19 protein-coding genes are annotated in these 16786 nt (G+C 71.9%); 15 read left to right on the forward strand and 4 right to left on the reverse strand.

The genetic code is table 11. The features are described 5' to 3' along the window. Nucleotides 1-115: 115 nt before the first annotated feature. A complete protein-coding gene (locus OG242_RS27255) occupies nt 116-1567 on the forward strand; it encodes a nucleobase:cation symporter-2 family protein (protein WP_405900652.1) in 1452 nt (483 codons plus the stop codon). 204 nt (nt 1568-1771) lie between these two features. Here OG242_RS27255 and OG242_RS27260 read toward each other — a convergent pair whose 3' ends face one another. Beyond that, entirely contained in the window at nt 1772-2200 is a 429-nt protein-coding gene (locus OG242_RS27260) for a hypothetical protein (RefSeq protein WP_405900653.1), read from the reverse strand. Between the two features lie 185 nt (nt 2201-2385). Here OG242_RS27260 and OG242_RS27265 point away from each other — a divergent pair, with 185 nt between their 5' ends. Genes OG242_RS27265 through OG242_RS27280 form a run of 4 tightly spaced genes read left to right on the forward strand, consistent with a single transcriptional unit; the run spans nt 2386 to nt 4445 of the window. Further along, the gene (locus tag OG242_RS27265) at nt 2386-3087 is read left to right on the forward strand and encodes a DUF2249 domain-containing protein (RefSeq protein ID WP_405900654.1); all 702 of its coding nucleotides are present in this window, start codon (nt 2386-2388) and stop codon (nt 3085-3087) included. Then, nucleotides 3080-3517, forward strand: coding sequence for a cupin domain-containing protein (locus OG242_RS27270; protein WP_405900655.1), 438 nt, complete (start codon nt 3080-3082; stop codon nt 3515-3517). Before OG242_RS27265 ends, OG242_RS27270 begins: the two co-directional genes overlap by 8 nt. Then, the gene (locus tag OG242_RS27275) at nt 3514-3690 is read left to right on the forward strand and encodes a DUF6104 family protein (protein WP_405900656.1); all 177 of its coding nucleotides are present in this window, start codon (nt 3514-3516) and stop codon (nt 3688-3690) included. Before OG242_RS27270 ends, OG242_RS27275 begins: the two co-directional genes overlap by 4 nt. A gap of 41 nt (nt 3691-3731) precedes the next feature. After that, a complete protein-coding gene (locus tag OG242_RS27280; protein WP_405900657.1) occupies nt 3732-4445 on the forward strand; it encodes a helix-turn-helix transcriptional regulator in 714 nt (237 codons plus the stop codon). Nucleotides 4446-4500: 55 nt separating this feature from the next. Here the strand turns inward: OG242_RS27280 and OG242_RS27285 are convergent, their stop codons facing one another. Next, nucleotides 4501-5325: a chitosanase gene (locus OG242_RS27285; RefSeq protein ID WP_405900658.1), complete on the reverse strand. Its 825-nt coding sequence runs from the start codon at nt 5323-5325 to the stop codon at nt 4501-4503. 60 nt (nt 5326-5385) lie between these two features. Between OG242_RS27285 and OG242_RS27290 the strand changes: the two genes are divergently transcribed. Continuing rightward, nucleotides 5386-6069, forward strand: a complete 684-nt coding sequence (locus OG242_RS27290) for an alpha/beta fold hydrolase (RefSeq protein WP_405900659.1) — start codon at nt 5386-5388, stop codon at nt 6067-6069. Between the two features lie 46 nt (nt 6070-6115). On the opposite strand, the gene OG242_RS27295 is transcribed toward OG242_RS27290, so the two are convergent. Together OG242_RS27295 and OG242_RS27300 are read right to left on the reverse strand one after the other, a co-directional pair. After that, nucleotides 6116-6706, reverse strand: coding sequence for a TIGR03086 family metal-binding protein (locus tag OG242_RS27295; protein ID WP_405900660.1), 591 nt, complete (start codon nt 6704-6706; stop codon nt 6116-6118). Between the two features lie 37 nt (nt 6707-6743). Then, on the reverse strand, nt 6744-7805 hold the full coding sequence (locus OG242_RS27300; protein ID WP_405900661.1) for an amidohydrolase family protein: 1062 nt from the start codon (nt 7803-7805) through the stop codon (nt 6744-6746). A 132-nt stretch (nt 7806-7937) separates the two neighbouring features. On the opposite strand from OG242_RS27300, the gene OG242_RS27305 reads away from it, so the two are divergent. The 9 genes from OG242_RS27305 (at nt 7938) to OG242_RS27345 (ending at nt 16558) form a co-directional block, all read left to right on the forward strand. After that, entirely contained in the window at nt 7938-8933 is a 996-nt protein-coding gene (locus tag OG242_RS27305) for a fibronectin type III domain-containing protein (RefSeq protein ID WP_405900662.1), read from the forward strand. Between the two features lie 169 nt (nt 8934-9102). Beyond that, nucleotides 9103-11391, forward strand: a complete 2289-nt coding sequence (locus OG242_RS27310) for a glycosyl hydrolase family 18 protein (protein WP_405900663.1) — start codon at nt 9103-9105, stop codon at nt 11389-11391. Between the two features lie 145 nt (nt 11392-11536). Next, complete coding sequence (locus OG242_RS27315) at nt 11537-11857, forward strand: BatC protein (protein WP_361340950.1); 321 nt, start codon at nt 11537-11539, stop codon at nt 11855-11857. Then, on the forward strand, nt 11854-13065 hold the full coding sequence (locus tag OG242_RS27320) for a cupin domain-containing protein (RefSeq protein WP_405900664.1): 1212 nt from the start codon (nt 11854-11856) through the stop codon (nt 13063-13065). Before OG242_RS27315 ends, OG242_RS27320 begins: the two co-directional genes overlap by 4 nt. Then, nucleotides 13062-13982 (forward strand): sucrase ferredoxin, encoded by a 921-nt coding sequence (locus OG242_RS27325; protein WP_405900665.1) that lies wholly within the window; start codon nt 13062-13064, stop codon nt 13980-13982. The genes OG242_RS27320 and OG242_RS27325 overlap by 4 nt, the downstream gene beginning before the upstream one ends. A gap of 632 nt (nt 13983-14614) precedes the next feature. Next, nucleotides 14615-14977 carry a hypothetical protein gene (locus tag OG242_RS27330; RefSeq protein ID WP_405901741.1) on the forward strand — a complete coding sequence of 121 codons (363 nt, stop codon included), beginning with the start codon at nt 14615-14617 and terminating at the stop codon, nt 14975-14977. A gap of 248 nt (nt 14978-15225) precedes the next feature. Continuing rightward, nucleotides 15226-15477 (forward strand): transposase, encoded by a 252-nt coding sequence (locus tag OG242_RS27335; protein ID WP_405900666.1) that lies wholly within the window; start codon nt 15226-15228, stop codon nt 15475-15477. Next, nucleotides 15474-16358, forward strand: coding sequence for an IS3 family transposase (locus OG242_RS27340; RefSeq protein ID WP_405900667.1), 885 nt, complete (start codon nt 15474-15476; stop codon nt 16356-16358). The genes OG242_RS27335 and OG242_RS27340 overlap by 4 nt, the downstream gene beginning before the upstream one ends. A 17-nt stretch (nt 16359-16375) precedes the next feature. Next, a complete protein-coding gene (locus tag OG242_RS27345) occupies nt 16376-16558 on the forward strand; it encodes a DUF397 domain-containing protein (RefSeq protein WP_405901742.1) in 183 nt (60 codons plus the stop codon). Nucleotides 16559-16786: the final 228 nt, after the last annotated feature.

Genomic DNA, 16786 nt, shown 5'->3' on the forward strand with positions numbered 1-16786 from the left:
GACCTGCCTCACCGCACCACCGCAGCACACGGGGCCCGGTCCGGCGGACCGGCCCCGGCACCACCTCCCTGAACCCCACGTCACCGCCGACGTGTAACCGACCGGAGGAACCGCCGTGGCAGCTACGCCCAGGTTTCGCGACGACGCAAGTGCGACTCCCCACCCCGACGGAGCGCCGGAGACGGCCCCGTCCGACCGGAGGCATCCGGTCGATGAGACCCTCCCCCCGCTGAAGATGTTCACCAGCGGCCTCCAGCACGTGGCCGCGATGTACGCGGGCGTGGTGGCCCCGCCCATGATCGTGGGGCCCGCCGTGGGCCTCAGCCCGAAGGAGACCGCCTTCCTGATGGGGGCGAGCCTGTTCACCGCGGGCATAGCCACCCTGCTCCAGACGCTCGGTTTCTGGCGAATAGGCGCCCGGCTGCCGTTCGTCAACGGCGTCTCGTTCGCCGGGGTGACCCCGATGGTGGCGATCGGCAAGGACCGGGGGCACGACGGGATCGCCGTCATCTTCGGCGCGATCATCGTGGCGAGCCTCCTGGGCTTCGTCCTCGCCCCCTACTTCTGCAAACTGGTCCGCTTCTTCCCGCCGGTGGTCACCGGCACGGTCATCACCCTGATCGGTGTGTCGCTGCTGCCGGTCGCCTTCAACTGGTCCCAGGGCGGCAACGCCACCGCCCACGACTACGGCTCCACCACCAACATCACCATGGCGGCGGTCACCCTCGTCGTCGTGCTGGCCCTGCGCAAACTCCTGCGCGGCTTCCTCCAGCAGATCGCGATCCTGCTCGGGCTCATCATCGGCACCCTGATCGCGATCCCCGTGGGCATCACCGACTTCGGTGCCATAAGGAGCGCCGACGCGATCGGCTTCCCCACCCCGTTCCACTTCGGGGCACCGCAGTTCGAGATCGCGGCGATCGTCTCGATGAGCATCGTGATGCTGGTCTGCATGACCGAGTCCACGGCCGACATGCTGGCCCTCGGCAAGATCGTCGGCCGCCCCGCCGACGAACGGACCATCGAGGGCGGGCTGCGCGCCGACACCCTGGGCAGCGCCATCAGTCCGCTGTTCAACGGCTTCATGTGCAGCGCCTTCGCGCAGAACATCGGCCTCGTCGCGATGACGAAGGTCCGCAGCCGCTTCGTGGTCGCGGCGGGCGGCGGCATCCTCATCCTGCTCGGCCTGGTCCCGGTGGCGGCGTCCGTCATCGCGCTGGTGCCGCTGCCGGTCCTCGGCGGCGCGGGCATCGTCCTGTTCGGCTCGGTCGCGGCCAGCGGCATCCAGACCCTGGCCGGCGCCGCACTGGAGAAGGGCGAGAACGCGCTGATCGTCGCCGCGGCCGTCGGCGTCGGGCTGATCCCGATCGCCGCACCGGACTTCTACCACGCCTTCCCGAAGGACCTCCTCGTCGTCCTGGACTCGGGGATCTCCACCGGCTGCGTCGTGGCGATCGTCCTCAACCTGGCCTTCAACCACCTCGGCCGCAAACCCGGACCGGAGGAGGCGGGGACCGCCCCCGGCGGACACGACCCGGTCAAGGCGATGGAGGTCGCCGCCCACTGACGTAGCGTCAAGGACGCGTGGCGCGTACGGGGGTTGGCCGTGCGCGCCACAGGCGGCTCAGTCGATGTGGTAGCGGTCGCCGGGGCTGCCGGCCGGACCCATGATCTGACCGGGAGCCGGGCCCTGTCCGGAGGGGCTCGGCACCACCGCTGACAGAACGGCCGTCTGGCGGCGGTGCGCCTCGGAGCCTGCGGATGGCGGCCGTCATGCCGTTGTCAGGGTGATGCCCAGGGCCAGGAGGGCGGCCACCTTTGTCACTTCGAAGGCCACGTAGTAGACGTGGCCGCGGGAGCGGGGGAGGTCTTCGCCTGCCAGGACGCGGTCCGACCTTCGGTTCAAGGGGCGGCGGACCGCTGCCAGTTGGACGGTGAGCAGGAGTGCCACGGCGGCGGTGAGGGCGATCACCGGGGTGGGCGGGTCGCCCAGGGCGATCGTTACGGCGATGGCGGCGGTCAGGGCGATCTCGGCGCGGTTCAGTGCGCGGAAGACCATGCGGCCGATGCCCAGTCCGATGGGGATGGTCACTCCGGGGGCGCGGAACTTCAGCGGTGCCTCCAGGAAGGAGATCGCCAGCACCATCCCGAGCCATAGGAAGGTCAGGGCACCCGCGATCGCGGCCGACGTGGCGTTCATGGAAACGCGCCTCTCCTCTGCGTCCGGACTACGTCTCGTTTCTACGAACGGTACAGGTAATAAAGAGAGCCGTTCCGGACGGGGTGGCCACCTGCTGCGCACTTTCGCCAGTTTTTACGATGCCACATGTAATAATTCCGTGCAGCACGGACCGTGCTCAGTCCGACGACGAAGGAGTGCCACCCATGTCACCTGCCGCAGAGGTCTTCATCCAGGCGACCGGCACGGACCCGGACGTGCAGGCGCAAGGTGTCGTCGAGCACGCCCAGGGGCAGTTGCTGGAGCGGCTCGAAGCGGTGGACGCGTCGCAGGCGGAGTCCGCCGCCCCGCTCGTCGAGCAGCTGCGCCGCTATCTGACGGCCGCCGATCTGTCGCTGTACGCGGCGGCGTCCGGCGCGGCCGGGACCCGGCTGGCCGTCCGCGCGCTGCGGGCCCAGGTCGCGGTGGTCCGGGAGCAGCTCGACGCGCTGGCCTCCGCAGGCGACGGGACCGGGCGCGAGCGCGCCCTCCGTACGCTCGGCGGCGGGCTCGCGGTGCTCCTGGGCGCCGAGCGCGACGTACTGCTGCCCGCGCTCCGGACCCTGCCGGGCGTCGATCTGCCCGCGCTCGCCGAGGACTTCACCACCGTCCTGGAGGGCGGCCGGCCAGCGGACTCGGCGGTCATCGACGTCCGCGAGATCCCGCACGGCCGCCGCCACCCCCGCATCTTCACCCGCTTCGCCCGACTCGCGGACGGGGAGTCCTTCGTCCTGGTCAACAACCACGACCCCAAGCCGCTGCACCGGGAGTTCGAGGCCACCCACCCCGACGCGTTCACCTGGGAGTACGTCGAGTCCGGGCCCGAGCAGTGGCAGGTCCGCATCACGCGGGTGGCCGCGAGTGCCTGAGCCCCGGCCGCACGACCCGGCCCACGAGCCCGCCCCCGCCGCCCGGCTCCTCTGCGACGTACACGCCCCCGCCCGCACCCCCGACGCCTCCGGTGTGCTGTGGAAGCCGGCCGAGTCCGGGCGGCAGCTCGACGCCAACCTGGTCCGGCTGCCGGCCGGGGAGCGCATCGGCAGCCACGCCGAGTCCGACCTCGACGTCCTGGTCCTGGTCGTCGGCGGTGAGGGCACGATGCACACGCCGCAGGGGGATCTGTCCCTCGCGGAGGGGGCGCTCGTATGGCTGCCGCACGGTTCGACGCGGAGCATCACGGCGGGGCCCGAGGGCCTCACCTATATCACCGTGCACCGCCGCCGGCCGGGCATGCAGATCCGTCCCCACCCCGAGTCGGCCCTGGCGTCGGCGCACGCCGGGGCCGGGCGGCGGTCATGATCGACCAGGCCCTGGAGACGCTCCGGGCGAACCGGGGCGCGCAATTCGTGAACCTCGCCTGGCTCGCCGGTGAGCTGCGGTACTTCGTCGACCTGAACCCCGACTTCGAGGTCCCGGTGGACCGGCTCACCACCTGGCTGGCCCGGCTCGACGACCTCGATGACGACGAGTGACGACCTCGTTTCTCCGGCACACGCTGGGTAAAATTGACCGAATGAGTGAGTCGATGTTCCGCGATCCGGCCGGGAGCGGCTCCGGCGCCGTGGGCGAGAGCCGGGGCCATGTCCTGGGCGTCCTGCGTTCCGCACCCGGTCCCGTGGGGGTGCGGGAGATCGCCGAGAGCACCGGGCTGCACTCCAACACCGTACGTTTCCACCTGGACACCCTCGTCGGCGAAGGGCTCGCCGAGCGCGACAGCGAGGCGCTCGGCCGGCCCGGCCGGCCCCGGGCCGTGTACCGGGCCACCGCGACCCGGACCACCGCGGACCGCCGCAGCTACCAACTGCTCGCGCACATGCTGACGGGCCTGGCGGCGGAGAGCCTGGAGCAGCCCGCGCAGGCCGCCGCCAGCACGGGTGAGGCGTGGGGCCGCTATCTCGCCGACACTCCCTCCCCCGCGCAGCGGCTCACAGCCGAAGAGGCGATCGGCCGGCTGACGCGCGTGCTCGACGAGGCCGGGTTCGCACCCGGCCCCGTGGAGGGGAGCGAGCCGGACGCCGTCGTCCCGCTGCGCCACTGCCCGTTCCTGGAGATCGCGCGGGAGCACCGGGACATCGTGTGCTCCTTGCATCTCGGCCTCATGCGGGGGGCCCTGGAAGAGGTACGCGCGCCGCTCCGGGTCGACCGTCTGGAGCCGTTCGTCGGCCCCTCCCTGTGCCTCGCCCATCTGGCGCCCTCGGACGAACGGCCGCTGGACGGCGCCGCCTGACGACGATCGTGCCCGGCAGGCTGGCGCCGCCCGTCGCCTGCGCGCCACGGGCGGCTCAGTCGATGTGGTAGCGGTCTCCGTACACCTTCCAGTCCAGCGGCGGGTCCAGCTCCAGGTTGCCCCGCTGCAGGAACACCCGCTGCGCGGTCTCCACCCGGCTGGTGTCGCTGTGCGAGGGCTCCTCGCGGATCGCGGCGGCCCGGGCGTCGAGGAACGCGTCGACGTACGCGCGCTCGTCACCGCCCTGCGCGGGCGGCCGGGCGTCGGCGAGCGCCCGGTTGCGGATGGTACGGAAACCGGTGCTGCCGTCGGCGTCGGCCTCCCCGTGCATCACGTACGCGTCGTAGTAGACGAACTGGCCCAGCGTCCCGAGCCCGTCCTCCTTCGCGCGGCGGACCGCCGGATCGAAGTACGAGTCGTCCCGCTCGGCGTCCTGCGCCTCCCGGAACCTCGCGTCGCCGGCCGCCTCGGCCCAGGCCCGGGTGAACGGCCCGCCGAGCCCGGTGTGCGCGTCGCTGCCCTTCACCTCCCGCAGCGCGGGCAGGAAGCGCTCCAGCGCGTTGCCGGGCCGGGACCTCGCGTACCGCTCGACGACGCGGAGCATGTCGCCGGTCCCCGAGCAGAAGCCGATGATGCCGCCGGTGTAGCCGCGCCCGTCCCCGATGTCCTCGATGTACTTGTACTGCGCCTTCCAGTCCAGCGTCGAGTTCTCCGCGCTGGAGACCAGCTGCATGGCGATGTCCTTCTTCGCCGGGGCGGCGAGCCCGTCCCCCGAGCCCTTGCCGGCGGAACCCCCCGCCTGGGCGCAGCCGGTGAGGGTGGTGGCGGACATGAGGAGGGCGACGAGCGGGGTGACCAGGGAACGCGCGGAGAGCTTCACCGTTCCAGCCTGCCAGGCCGGAGGCGTGGCACCGGCGCATTCGGCGGTAGCGTCGGGGGCATGGATGATCAGTCTGTGGTGGATGTCGGCGACGTGCGGTTGGCGTACCGGAGCTGGGGTGACCCGTTCGGGTCGCCCGTCGTACTGCTGCACGACCTCGGCGCGAGCGCGGCGAGCTGGGAAGCGGCCGGGCGCCTGCTGGGGCAGGAGTGGCGGGTGTACGGAATCGACCTGCGCGGCCACGGCGAGAGCGACTGGCCAGACGAGTACGACCTGGAGCTGATGCGCGACGACGTGCTCGGGTTCCTGGACGAGTGCGAGCTGGACCGGGCGGGCGTGGTCGGCCACGGCATGGGCGGCGTCGTCGCCCACCTCCTCGCGCAGGAGCACCCGGACCGGGTGGAGCGGCTGGTGCTCGTGGAGACCCCGGCGCCGTTCCCCGGAGCGGCGGGCCCGGCCCTCACCCCGGACGGGCCGGCCGACTACGACGAGGCGGTGCTCGCGTCGGTCAACACCGAGCTGGCGGACCCCGATCCCGCGTGGGCGGAGGGCCTCGGGGAGATCGTCGCGCCCACGCTGATCCTGGCCGGCGGGCCCGCCAGCACGATGCCGCAGGGCCGGCTCCAGGACATGGCGTCGCTGATCCCGGACTGCCACCTCGTCACGATGGGCGGCGGCCACCGGTTGCACGAGGCGGACCCGGAGCAGACGGCTCAGCGGATCACGGAGTTCTTCACGAGCTGAGGCGCGGGGCGCGTGGGCGCCCCAGCCCGCCCCCCGGGCCCGCGTCTCAGCCCTCCGGCCGCCAGTCCGGCCGGCGGCCGCCCCGGGCGACGGCGCGGTCCAGCAGCGGCGCGTCCTCCGGGACCGGGACCGGCGGGCCGAACGGCGAGGTGGCGGGCGGGTTGTCGCCCAGCTCGGCCAGGAGCGCGAGCGAGCTGCGCAGATGGGCGTCCTCGGCGTCGAACGGCTGCCCGGTCGCCTTCGCCAGGTCCCAGCCGTGCAGCACCAGCTCGTTCAGCGCGACCATCCCCGCCACCTGTGCCGGCAGATCCACGCTGCCCGCCCTGGTCATGCCTTCCCAGGCATCCGGGGAGCGCCAGGCGGCCACCATCTCGTCGAGCGCGGCGGGCAGCGTGGTGCGCCAGCCCGGCTCCAGGACACCGGACTCCACGGAGGGGGCGCTGTCGGTGGTCGCTCCCAGGTCCTTGCGGGCGGCGTCGCGGAAGGCGACGGCCAAACCCTCGACATGGGCGAGCAGGGCGCCCACGGTCACCCCGGGGCACGGGGTCGCGGCCCCCAGCGTGGCGTCGTCGACGGCGTCGAGCTGCGCGGTGATCCGGCGGGCGGCGGGCTCCAGGTCCAGCTGTTGCGTATCCATACCCGTGCAGACTGCCGGACCGCCCGGGACTCATCGCTCAGCGCACCACGTGTCCCCGCAGAACGATCCGCCGGGGGTGGTCCAACGCCGCCGGATCGGCGGTCGGGTCGGTGTCGTACGCGACGAGGTCGGCGGGTGCCCCGTCCACCAGGCCGGGCAGGCCGAGCCAGGAGCGGGCCGTCCAGGACGCCGCGCCGAGCGCCGCCCCGGCCGGCAGTCCGGCCCGCGCCAGCCATGCCGCCTCGCTCGCGACGGTCCCGCAGGGGAACGAGTCGGTGCCGGCCAGCACCGTGACGCCCGCTTCGTGGGCGGCCCGGACGTTGCCGAACATGGTCTCCCAGCCGGCCAGCCACAGATCGCGGCGCGCACTCGGCTCCCGCGCGCGCATCGCGTCCACTCCCCGGCCGAACGCGGCCAGCGTCGGCACGAACGCCGTGCCCTGCGCCGCCATCCGGTCCAGCAGCGCGGGGTCCAGATGCATGCCGTGCTCCAGGCTGTCCGCGCCCGCGAGCACCGCGTTCCGCGTGCCCTCGGCGGTCTGGCAGTGCACCGCGATCCTGCCGCCCGCCGCGTGGACGGCGGTCACCACCTCGGTGAGGAGCGCGAGCGGCACCGGGGGTTCGTCCATTCGCCAGTCCCCGACGACCTTGCACCAGCCGGAGGAGGCCGCCGACTCCTCCAGGGCGGCCCGGACGAGGTCCGCCTCGCTCACGTCCCGTCCGAAGCCGGGGAAGAACCGGCCTGGGGTGGCCAGCCACCGGCCCGCCGAGGTGACCCGGGGGAGTTCCCGGTCCTCGTCGACCCAGGCCGGCATCCGCGCGGCCGTGCCGGGTGTGCGGACGGCCAGCACCCCGGCGTCCCGGTGCGCGCGCAACTGCTCGCGCAGCAGCTCCTCGTCGAACGGCTTGCTCGTGTCGGTGGCCCCGGGATGGGTGTGTACATCGACGAGCCCGGGGAGCAGCCAGCCGCCGTTGACGACGGTCTCGGCGTGCCGGCCCGGGAAACCGCCCGGCGGCTCGCCCTCCCGCAGGACCTCGCCCTCGATCCAGAACGCCCGCTCCTCGCGTTCCGGCAGCACCACACCTCGTACGCACAGCATCCGCCGACGGTACGTCAGCCGCCCCGCGTGATCAGGGCCCGGGGCACACCGGCACAATGCGGAAGGTTCCGCTCCGTCCTCTTGTCGGCGACCCCCACCGCATGCGATACAGGTCTGGACCATTGCTCCCGGATGGAAGGCAAGACCGTGCGATCCCCCCACACGCATGCCGCGTTGGCCTGTTCCGCCGCCCTGCTCCTCGCCGCTTTCACCACCGCCTGCGGCTCGGAGGCCGAGGCGGACACCAGGAAGCCCACCGCGCCGCACGGGGTGACCGCGCAGGCGAGCAGCGCCACCTCCGCGCACGTCATGTGGGAGGCGGCCACCGACGACAAGGCCGTCACCGGCTACGACGTCTACCGCCAGGGCAAGAAGGTCAAGTCCGTCACCGCGCAACGGGTGATGATCGACGTCGACGGGCTCACCGCGTCCACCGCGTACACCTTCACCGTCCGTGCCCGTGACGCGGCCGGCAACCTCTCCGCGCCGAGCGCCGCAGCCTCCGTCACCACGCCCGCCCCGACCCCCGCCGACCACGAGGCGCCGACCCGGCCGGTGAAGCTGCGGGGCAAGGCCGACGGCAGCCGGGCCGCGACCCTGTCCTGGGGCGGCTCCACGGACGACGTCGGCGTCACCGCGTACGACATCTACCAGGAGGACTCGCGCATCCACAGCGTGCCCGGTACGCAGACCACCGCGCGGCTGACCGGACTCCGCCCCGGCACCGTCTACACCTTCACGGTCCGCGCACGGGACGCGGCCGACACCTCCTCGCCCGACAGCAACAGTCTCGACGTCACCACCGCTTCGGCCCCCGGCGCCCCCGCCTCCACCGCCCCCACCGACCTGCGGATCACCAGTGAGGCGGACGGCAAGGAGTACGCCGTCGACCTGGACTGGAAGCAGCCGGAGACGGGCGGCAAGATCCCCGCGTACCAGCTCTACATGAACGGCCGGCTGACCACCACGATCGTCTGGGGAGGCGAGCCGCCCGCCGGCCGGGCGCACTACCGGCTCACCGTCACCGACCCGCGCGGCACCCGCTACTCGATGAAGATCCGGGCGAAGCTGCCGGACGGCAAGTGGGGCGACTTCTCGGCCGTACGCACGGTGGTGCTCGAGGACTGAGGCGCCCGCCGGGGCCGGCCGGGGCCCCGGACCGTCTCGATTCACGTCTCAAGTGGTCTGTACCTATTGACGACTTGGTCCAGACCAATTACCTTCCCGTGTGCTCCATGGCACGACATCCGCACCTCCCCGAGGACCGCCTCACCGGTCCCTGCCGTAAGGGAGAACCATGTTCGAGCACCTGACACTCAGACGGAGAACGGCGACCGCGCTGCTCGCCGTCCTCGGCCTCCTCCTCACGCTCCTGTCCCTGCAGGCCGTCCCCGCCCACGCGGCCGGCAAGCTCACGGCCACCTTCACCACCGCCGACAACGGCCCCTGGTGGAAGGGCACCTACGTCCTGCGCAACGACACGGACACCGCCGTCACCGGCTGGAGCCTGGAGTTCGACCTGCCCGCCGGGGTCGCCATCAGCTCCTCGTACAACGGCACCGTCACCACCCAGGGCAGCCACATCACCGCGGTCAACGCCCACTACAACGGCACGGTCGCCGCGCACAGCACCACCGAGCCGTACAGCTTCTGGTTCGTCGCCACCGGCCCGATCAAGGTGCCGACCGGCTGCCGGATCAACGGCGACAAGTGCGACGGCTCCGCCGACGCGCCGCCGGGCGTGCCCGGCGGGCTGAAGCAGACCGACGTCACCGCCCGCACCGCGTCGCTGTCCTGGACGGCCGCCACCGCGGGCGACTTCCCCGTGGCCTCGTACGACATCCTCGCGGGCGGCAATGTCGTCGGCTCCGCCACCGCGGCCACCTCCGCGACGGTCACCGGCCTGACCCCGGCGACCGCGTACGCCTTCACCGTCCGGGCCAAGGACACCCGGGGCAACGTCTCCGCCGAGAGCGCCCCGCTGACCGTCACGACCGTCGACCCGGCCACCGACACCTCCGCCCCGACCGCCCCCGGCGCCCTGCACGCCACCGCCACCGACTCCTCGTCCGTGACGCTCGCCTGGACCGCGTCGACGGACAACCAGCGCGTCGCCGCCTACGACATCTACCGCGGTTCCGCCCTCGCCACCACGGTCTCCGGCACCACGGCCACCGCCACCGTCGGGGGCCTCTCGCCCTCCACCTCGTACACCTTCACCGTGAAGGCCAGGGACCCCGCCGACAACGCCTCGCCGTCGAGCAACGCCCTCACCGTGAAGACCGACGACATCGTCGGCGCCGGCAACTACGCGAAGGTCGGCTACTTCGTCCAGTGGGGCATCTACGGCCGCCAGTACTTCGTCAAGAACCTGGAGACCTCCGGCGCCGCCGGCAAGCTCGACATCGTCAACTACGCCTTCGCCAACATCGACCCCAACAACCTCACCTGCCTCAACGGCGTCACCAAGGGCACGACCGCTGACCCCCAGGACCCCGAACAGGGCACCGGCGCGGGTGACGCGGACGCCGACTACGCCCGCCCGTTCAGCGCCGCCCAGTCCGTGGACGGCGTCGCGGACGACGGCTGGGGCAAGCTGCGGGGCAACTTCAACCAGCTCAAGAAGCTGAAGAAGCTGCACCCCGACCTCAAGATCGTGGTCTCGCTCGGCGGCTGGACCTACTCCAAGTACTTCTCCGACGTCGCCGCCACCGACGCCGCACGCAAGAAGTTCGTCTCCTCCTGCATCGACATGTACATCAAGGGCAACCTGCCCGAGTACAACGGTGCGGGCGGCCCGGGCAGCGCGGCCGGCATCTTCGACGGCTTCGACATCGACTGGGAGTGGCCGGGCACCGGCACCGGACACCCCGGCAACCACTACTCGCCCGACGACAAGGACAACCTGACCCTGCTGCTCGCCGAGTTCCGCAAGCAGCTCGACGCGCTGGGCGGCGGCCACCGCCTCCTCACCGCCTTCACCCCCGCCGACCCGCAGAAGATCGACGAGGGCTGGGACCTGTCCAAGGTCTTCGACTCCCTCGACGTCGCCAACGTCCAGGGATACGACTTCCACGGCTCCGGCAGCGACAACTCCTGGGAACCGAACCGCACCGGCCACCAGGCCAACCTCTACAACGACACCCAGGACCCGTACGGCTTCCACTTCAGCGCGGACAGCGCCGTCAAGGCGTACACCGACGCGGGAGTCGAACCCCGCAAGCTGACCCTCGGCATCCCCTTCTACGGACGGGGCTGGCAGGGCGTCACCGACGGCGGCGTCGCGGACGAGTGGCAGCCGGCCGGCGGGGCGGCCCCCGGGCAGTTCGCCGAGGAGGCCGGCACCCGGGGCTACTCGAACCTCATCGGCGCCTATCCGACGATGACGGTCCATCACGACGAACAGTCCATCTCCACGTACGGCTACACCGGAAGCCAGTGGTGGTCCTTCGACGACACCTGGTCCATCGGCAAGAAGACCGACTACGTGAAGGACAAGGGCCTGCTCGGCGTCATGGTCTGGGAGATGTCGGGCGACACCACCCAGGGCACGCTGATGGGCGCCCTGGACAACGGACTGAAGTAGTCCGTACACCCTGAATTCTCTCAAATCGAGACTTACCGCCCATAGCGGTAGGCTGGTCGCGGCGGTGCCCTCGGTGGCACCGCCGTGCCTCACAACCGGATCCGGTACGGGTCCGGCCCCAGCCGTTCGATGCGCGGGAGGAAACATGACCAGCCCCGAGCAGGACCCGAACCAGCAGGAAGGCCCCGCGGACGGCGGTGCGGCGGGTACGCCGGGCGTCCACGACGGCGGTGCGGACGGTGGGGCGGAAGGCCCCGCGGACGGCGGTGCGGCGGGTACGCCGGGCGTCCACGACGGCGGTGCGGACGGTGGGGCGGAAGGCCCCGCGGACGGCGGTGCTGCGGGCACGCCGGGTGTCCACGACGGCGGTGCGGACGGTGGCGCCGAGGGTCCGGCGGACGGTGGCGCGGCGGGTACGCCCGGTGTCCACGACGGCGGTGCCGACGGCGGCGCGGACCGTTCTTGAGCACGTCCCCGGCCGGCATCCAGGACCCCCGGGCCGCGACGGCGGCCCCCGGGGTCCTGGAGTCACGTCTGACGCCCGGCACCGGCCGGGAGACGTTCGCCCGTGACATCTGGGCCCGCACGGCCCTGCTCACCCGCCGGGCCGGCGACTTCTCCGACCTCTTCTCGGCCGCAGCCGTCGACGAACTCGTCTCGCGGCGCGGCCTGCGTACGCCGTTCCTCCGCGTCGCCAAGAACGGCGCCACGCTCCCCGACGCCTCGTTCACCTCGCCCGCCGGGGTGGGCGCCACCATCGGCGACCAGGCCGACGACACCGCCCTGTGGCGGGAGTTCGCCGACGGCGCCACCCTCGTCCTGCAGGCCCTCCAGCGCACCTGGGCCCCCGTCGGCGACCTCACCGCCGCGCTCGCCGCCGAGCTGGGCCACCCGGTGCAGGCCAACGCGTACGTCACCCCGCCACAGAACCGCGGGTTCGACGCCCACTACGACGTCCACGACGTCTTCGTGCTCCAGATCGAGGGCACCAAGCGCTGGATCGTCCACCCGCCCGTGCACCCCGACCCCCTGCGCGACCAGCCCTGGACCGACCACCGCGGGGCCGTCGCCGAGGCCGCCGGGGGCGAGCCCTACCTCGACACGGTGCTCGAACCGGGCGACGTCCTCTACCTGCCGCGCGGCTGGCTGCACGCCGCCGAGGCGCAGGGCGAGGTCTCGGTCCACCTGACGCTCGGCGTGCACGCCTGGACCCGGTACGCCCTGGCCGAACAGCTCATGCGCTCCGCGCTCGCGGAACTGCGCGACGACCCGTGGATGCGCGGCTCCCTGCCGCTCGGCGTGACCGGCCCGGACGACGAGGCCGCCCCGGTCCGCGAACGCCTCCGCGCCGCCCTCGCCGAGGCCGATCCCGCCCCGCACTTCCACCGCACCCGGCGCGCCCAGTCCCGCCCCGCCCCGCTCGGCCCGCTCGCCCAGCTGGCCGCGGTGGACGGACTGGTCCCCGGCACCCCGGTCCGGCTCAGAGGTGCGCTGGAGGCCCGCCTCGAAGGCTGCCGCCTGGTGACCCGGGTGGGCTGGCTCGACTTCCCGGACGCCGACCTGCCGGCCCTGGACCGCCTGCTCGCCGGCGAGGTGCGCACCGCCGGCGACCTCGGCCTCGCCCGCGCGGGAAGGCTGCTGCGCGCCGGCGTCCTCGTCCCGGCCCCTCAGTGAGCGCGGAACGCTTCTTCTGCGCCGACGCCGCCCGGGCCCGCGGCGACGCCCTCCCGGGCACGGCCCCGTACGGGCTCGTCTGGGTCCTCCTCGAACACCACGCACCCTGGCCCGCCAACGGCTACGACGGCCTCCCGCTCGACCCCGTCGCCCAGTCCCTCCTCTTCGAGGCGGCCCGGGCGGTCCGGGCCCGCATCCTCCTGATCCGACGCCACGGCCGCCGCGCCCCGCGGCCGGGCCCCCGCCGCTGGGCCGTACTCCGGTACGACGCCACGGGCGCCCACCGTCAGCAGTGGGGGACCTGGGAACGCGACGAGGACCTGGCCCGCATCGCCGACGTGCTCGAAGCGCCCGGGGAGCCGGGGGAGACGGGCCACCCGCCCGTCGTCCTCGTCTGCACCCACGGCCGGCACGACACGTGCTGCGCCGTGCGCGGACGCCCGGTGGCCGGCGCGCTGAGCGAGCGGTGGCCCGACCTGGTGTGGGAGTGCACGCACGTGGGCGGCGACCGCTTCGCCGCCAACGTGCTCGTCGCCCCCGACGGCGTCTACTACGGCGGCCTGGACGCCGCCTCGTCCGTCACGGTGGTCGACCAGCACCTCGCGGGCCGCGTCCACGCCGCCCACCTGCGCGGCTACACCGACCTCTTCCCCGCCCAGCAGGCCGCCGTCGCCGCCGTACTGGCCCGCTACGGCCCGGCCGCCCGCCACGCCTACACGGTCGCCGGCACCACCCGAGCCGGCCCCCACTGGCTGATCCGCCTCACCGGCCCCGCCCCGAGCACCACCCCGTACGACGTGGAAGTCACCGCCCACCGCACCCCGCCCCGCCAACTGACCTGCAACGGCCTGGCCACGAGCGCGGCGATGCTCCACGAGGTCACGCGCGTGGAGCGTGGCCGCGTACATCACGATTGACTGTGGCCGGCCGCCAGGCGGGTGGCCAAGCCCCTGAACGGGAATCCATGTCCCTGCCGGACATGTTGGAAGCGCGCACCAGCCCGGGGTGAGGTAGTCCGAGAGCGGATGCCCGGAGGCGTCCCGCCACGCCTCCGGACCGCTCACTCCGTAGCAGATGACGAGCGAGGCGGCGGCGGAGACGGAGTTGCACTCGATGTCCCGGGCCGCCACCCGATACCCGGCTTCCCTCGGCGGGCGCATCGACGAGGGAGCCGTCGGGCACGGAGTGCGGTCCGCTGCCGGCGCGTGTGGTCGCTCAGGCCGTGCCATTCGGTGGCGCTGACGGATGACCCCTGACGTACCAGGAATCCGAGGGAGCTGTTGTTCCCGCATTCGGTGCACAGGCATCCGTGCGCGGTGGGACCGTCGCCGGGAAGCCCGAGGCGGAACTCGGGGTAGTCCCGGTGCTTCATGGAGGGGGGCCTTCCGCGCGGCGGGGGCGGGCTTGCGAGGAGGTATCTGTTGACCCTGTAAACAAGTCGCCTGGCTCATAGGATCGCCCACATGGAGATGATTCTTCACGTCCTGAGGATGTCCGGGGGATGCCCCGATTTCGCGGTGTCATCGCGCGCATCGGCGATAATGAGGACATGAACGTTCCGCCCGCAACCTCCCGAGCCGAGACACTGCGTGACCGGTACCGCCGTCGGCTGCCCAATCGCCTGGAGGAGCTCGACGGTCCTGTTCACGGGGCTGTCGACCTGCCACTTCACATCGTCTGGTCCGGCCGCAGCACCTACAGCCTGGACCGCCCCAAGTCGTGCATGACTCTGTACCGGACCGTCCTGGCGGAGGGCATGCGTGAGGATCTGGCCGCTTTCCTGAACCGACGGCTGTTGCTGGAGCAGTGGCCGGTACTGCGCAGGCTGATCAGCCCGCATCTGCGTGATGCGTGGGAAGACGCCTTTCCGGAGCTGGTCCGGCCCACTCCGTCGGCGGGAACGGCTGCATGAAGCTGCCCCTCCTGCACGAGAGGCTCCTCGCGGACATCATCGATCTCGGGTCCCTGTACCCTCTGGTGCTTACCGGCGGATAGGCCGTGCAGGCGCACGGTCTGGTGGAGCGATTCAGTCGTGGAGTGACCCCCGAAATTCCGACACCTGGACGCTGGATGTTTCGTCATCCAGGGGAAGTGATCCAAGGTGGTGAAGCGGAAGAGCTACCCCGAAGAGTTCAAGCGGGACGCTGTGGACCTGACCTGGTGCGTTCCTCGCCGGACCGTTCCCTCACCGATATCGGTCAGGGCCTGGGTATCCATCTGGAGACCTTGCGCAAGTGGGTTCGGGAGGACCGGACCCGCGCCCAGGCAGCGGGCGGCGGGGGTGACGCCGGCGTGACCCCTGACGCGAGGGAAGAGCTCAGGCGCTTGCGGCGGGAGAACGCCCGGCTGAAGGAGGACAACGAGATCCTGCGGAAAGCCGCCGCCTATTTCGCGCGGGAGACGACACGGTGATCCGCTTCCGTTTCGTCGACGAGCACAGAGGCGCCCACAGGGTGAAGCGGATGTGTGATGTTCTGGGCTGGGGCCGCTCCGGCTACTACGCCTGGCGCCAGAACAAGGAGGCGCGGCAGGAGAAGGTCGATGAGGAGGAGGTCCTGGCCTGCCGAATCCGGGAGATCCACACGGATTCCCGGGGAGCTTACGGGGCCCTGCGGATCACCTGGAAACTCTGGGACCAGGGGCACGTGGTGAACCGCAAGCGCGTCGCACGGATCATGCGGGAGCGTGAAATCGTCGGGATATCGCGACGGAAGTCGCGGTCGCTGACGCGACAGGGCCGCACGGCGCCGCCGGCGCCGGATCTGATCCTGCGGGACTTCACCGCGCCGCTGCCGGGTCTGGAATTCGTCGGGGACATCACCTGCCTGCCGACGGCTGAGGGATGGCTGTATCTGGCGACGGTGATCGATCTGTGCACGCGGGAGGTTGCGGGCTGGTCGATGGCCGACCGCATGCGCACCGAACTGGTTGCGGACGCCATCCGGATGGCCCATGCGGGTGGACACACGTCAGGAAACGCGATCTTTCACTCCGATCGCGGATCCCAATACACGTCCTACCAATTCCGTTGTGTACTAGGTGAGTTGGACATTCGACAGAGCGCCGGGGGCACCGGTTCGTGCTTCGACAACGCTGCCGCGGAGAGCTTTTTCGCCGTCCTGAAAGCAGAGATCGGGACGACCGTCCGGGAAACCCGGGCGCAGGCTCGGCAGGACGTTTTCCGGTGGATCGCCGAACATTACAACCGGGAGCGGATCCACTCGGCCATCGGCTACATCACGCCGTACCAGGCGAGGATCCGCTGCCATCAACGACTGGACCTCGCGGCATAAAACGGAAGTGTCGGGACCTGAGGGGTCACTTCATCTGGTTCAAGTCCAGCTACAGCGGCAGCCAGGGTGACAGCTGCGTGGAGGTCGCGGTCGCCGAACAGGCCGTTCATGTGCGGGACTCCAAGGACCTCGCCCTCCCGCCCTTCGCTGTGGGGCGCAAGGGCTGGGACGAGTTCGTCAGGTTCGCGGCGGGAGCTTGATCGGTGTGGGCCCGTCTCCGGTGGTGGAGGCGGGCCCCGGGCGTGGGCGGAGTTTCGCCCGCCGGCGATAAACGGACTGCGTCCCGCCCGCGGTCTCATCCGTCTCGGCCAGGACAGCGACGAGGACTGTGTGCGTATCGCCCGGGCGCGCTCCGCGTTGACCGACCGGGAGGGCACCTGCTCATGGTCATGTCGGCCTCCGTGGCAACAGTGCGCCGCATGGCCCAG

Source organism: Streptomyces sp. NBC_00727, assembly GCF_045161745.1.
GTDB lineage: Bacteria > Actinomycetota > Actinomycetes > Streptomycetales > Streptomycetaceae > Streptomyces.

Coding starts and splice junctions, on each gene's coding strand:
- OG242_RS27275 (WP_405900656.1), top strand. CDS start 3,514: ATGATCGACCAGGCCCTGGAGACGCTCCGGGCGAACCGGGGCGCGCAA.
- OG242_RS27260 (WP_405900653.1), bottom strand. CDS start 2,200: ATGAACGCCACGTCGGCCGCGATCGCGGGTGCCCTGACCTTCCTATGG.
- OG242_RS27305 (WP_405900662.1), top strand. CDS start 7,938: ATGGAAGGCAAGACCGTGCGATCCCCCCACACGCATGCCGCGTTGGCC.
- OG242_RS27330 (WP_405901741.1), top strand. CDS start 14,615: ATGAACGTTCCGCCCGCAACCTCCCGAGCCGAGACACTGCGTGACCGG.
- OG242_RS27295 (WP_405900660.1), bottom strand. CDS start 6,706: ATGGATACGCAACAGCTGGACCTGGAGCCCGCCGCCCGCCGGATCACC.
- OG242_RS27280 (WP_405900657.1), top strand. CDS start 3,732: ATGAGTGAGTCGATGTTCCGCGATCCGGCCGGGAGCGGCTCCGGCGCC.
- OG242_RS27290 (WP_405900659.1), top strand. CDS start 5,386: ATGGATGATCAGTCTGTGGTGGATGTCGGCGACGTGCGGTTGGCGTAC.
- OG242_RS27310 (WP_405900663.1), top strand. CDS start 9,103: ATGTTCGAGCACCTGACACTCAGACGGAGAACGGCGACCGCGCTGCTC.
- OG242_RS27300 (WP_405900661.1), bottom strand. CDS start 7,805: ATGCTGTGCGTACGAGGTGTGGTGCTGCCGGAACGCGAGGAGCGGGCG.
- OG242_RS27265 (WP_405900654.1), top strand. CDS start 2,386: ATGTCACCTGCCGCAGAGGTCTTCATCCAGGCGACCGGCACGGACCCG.
- OG242_RS27315 (WP_361340950.1), top strand. CDS start 11,537: ATGACCAGCCCCGAGCAGGACCCGAACCAGCAGGAAGGCCCCGCGGAC.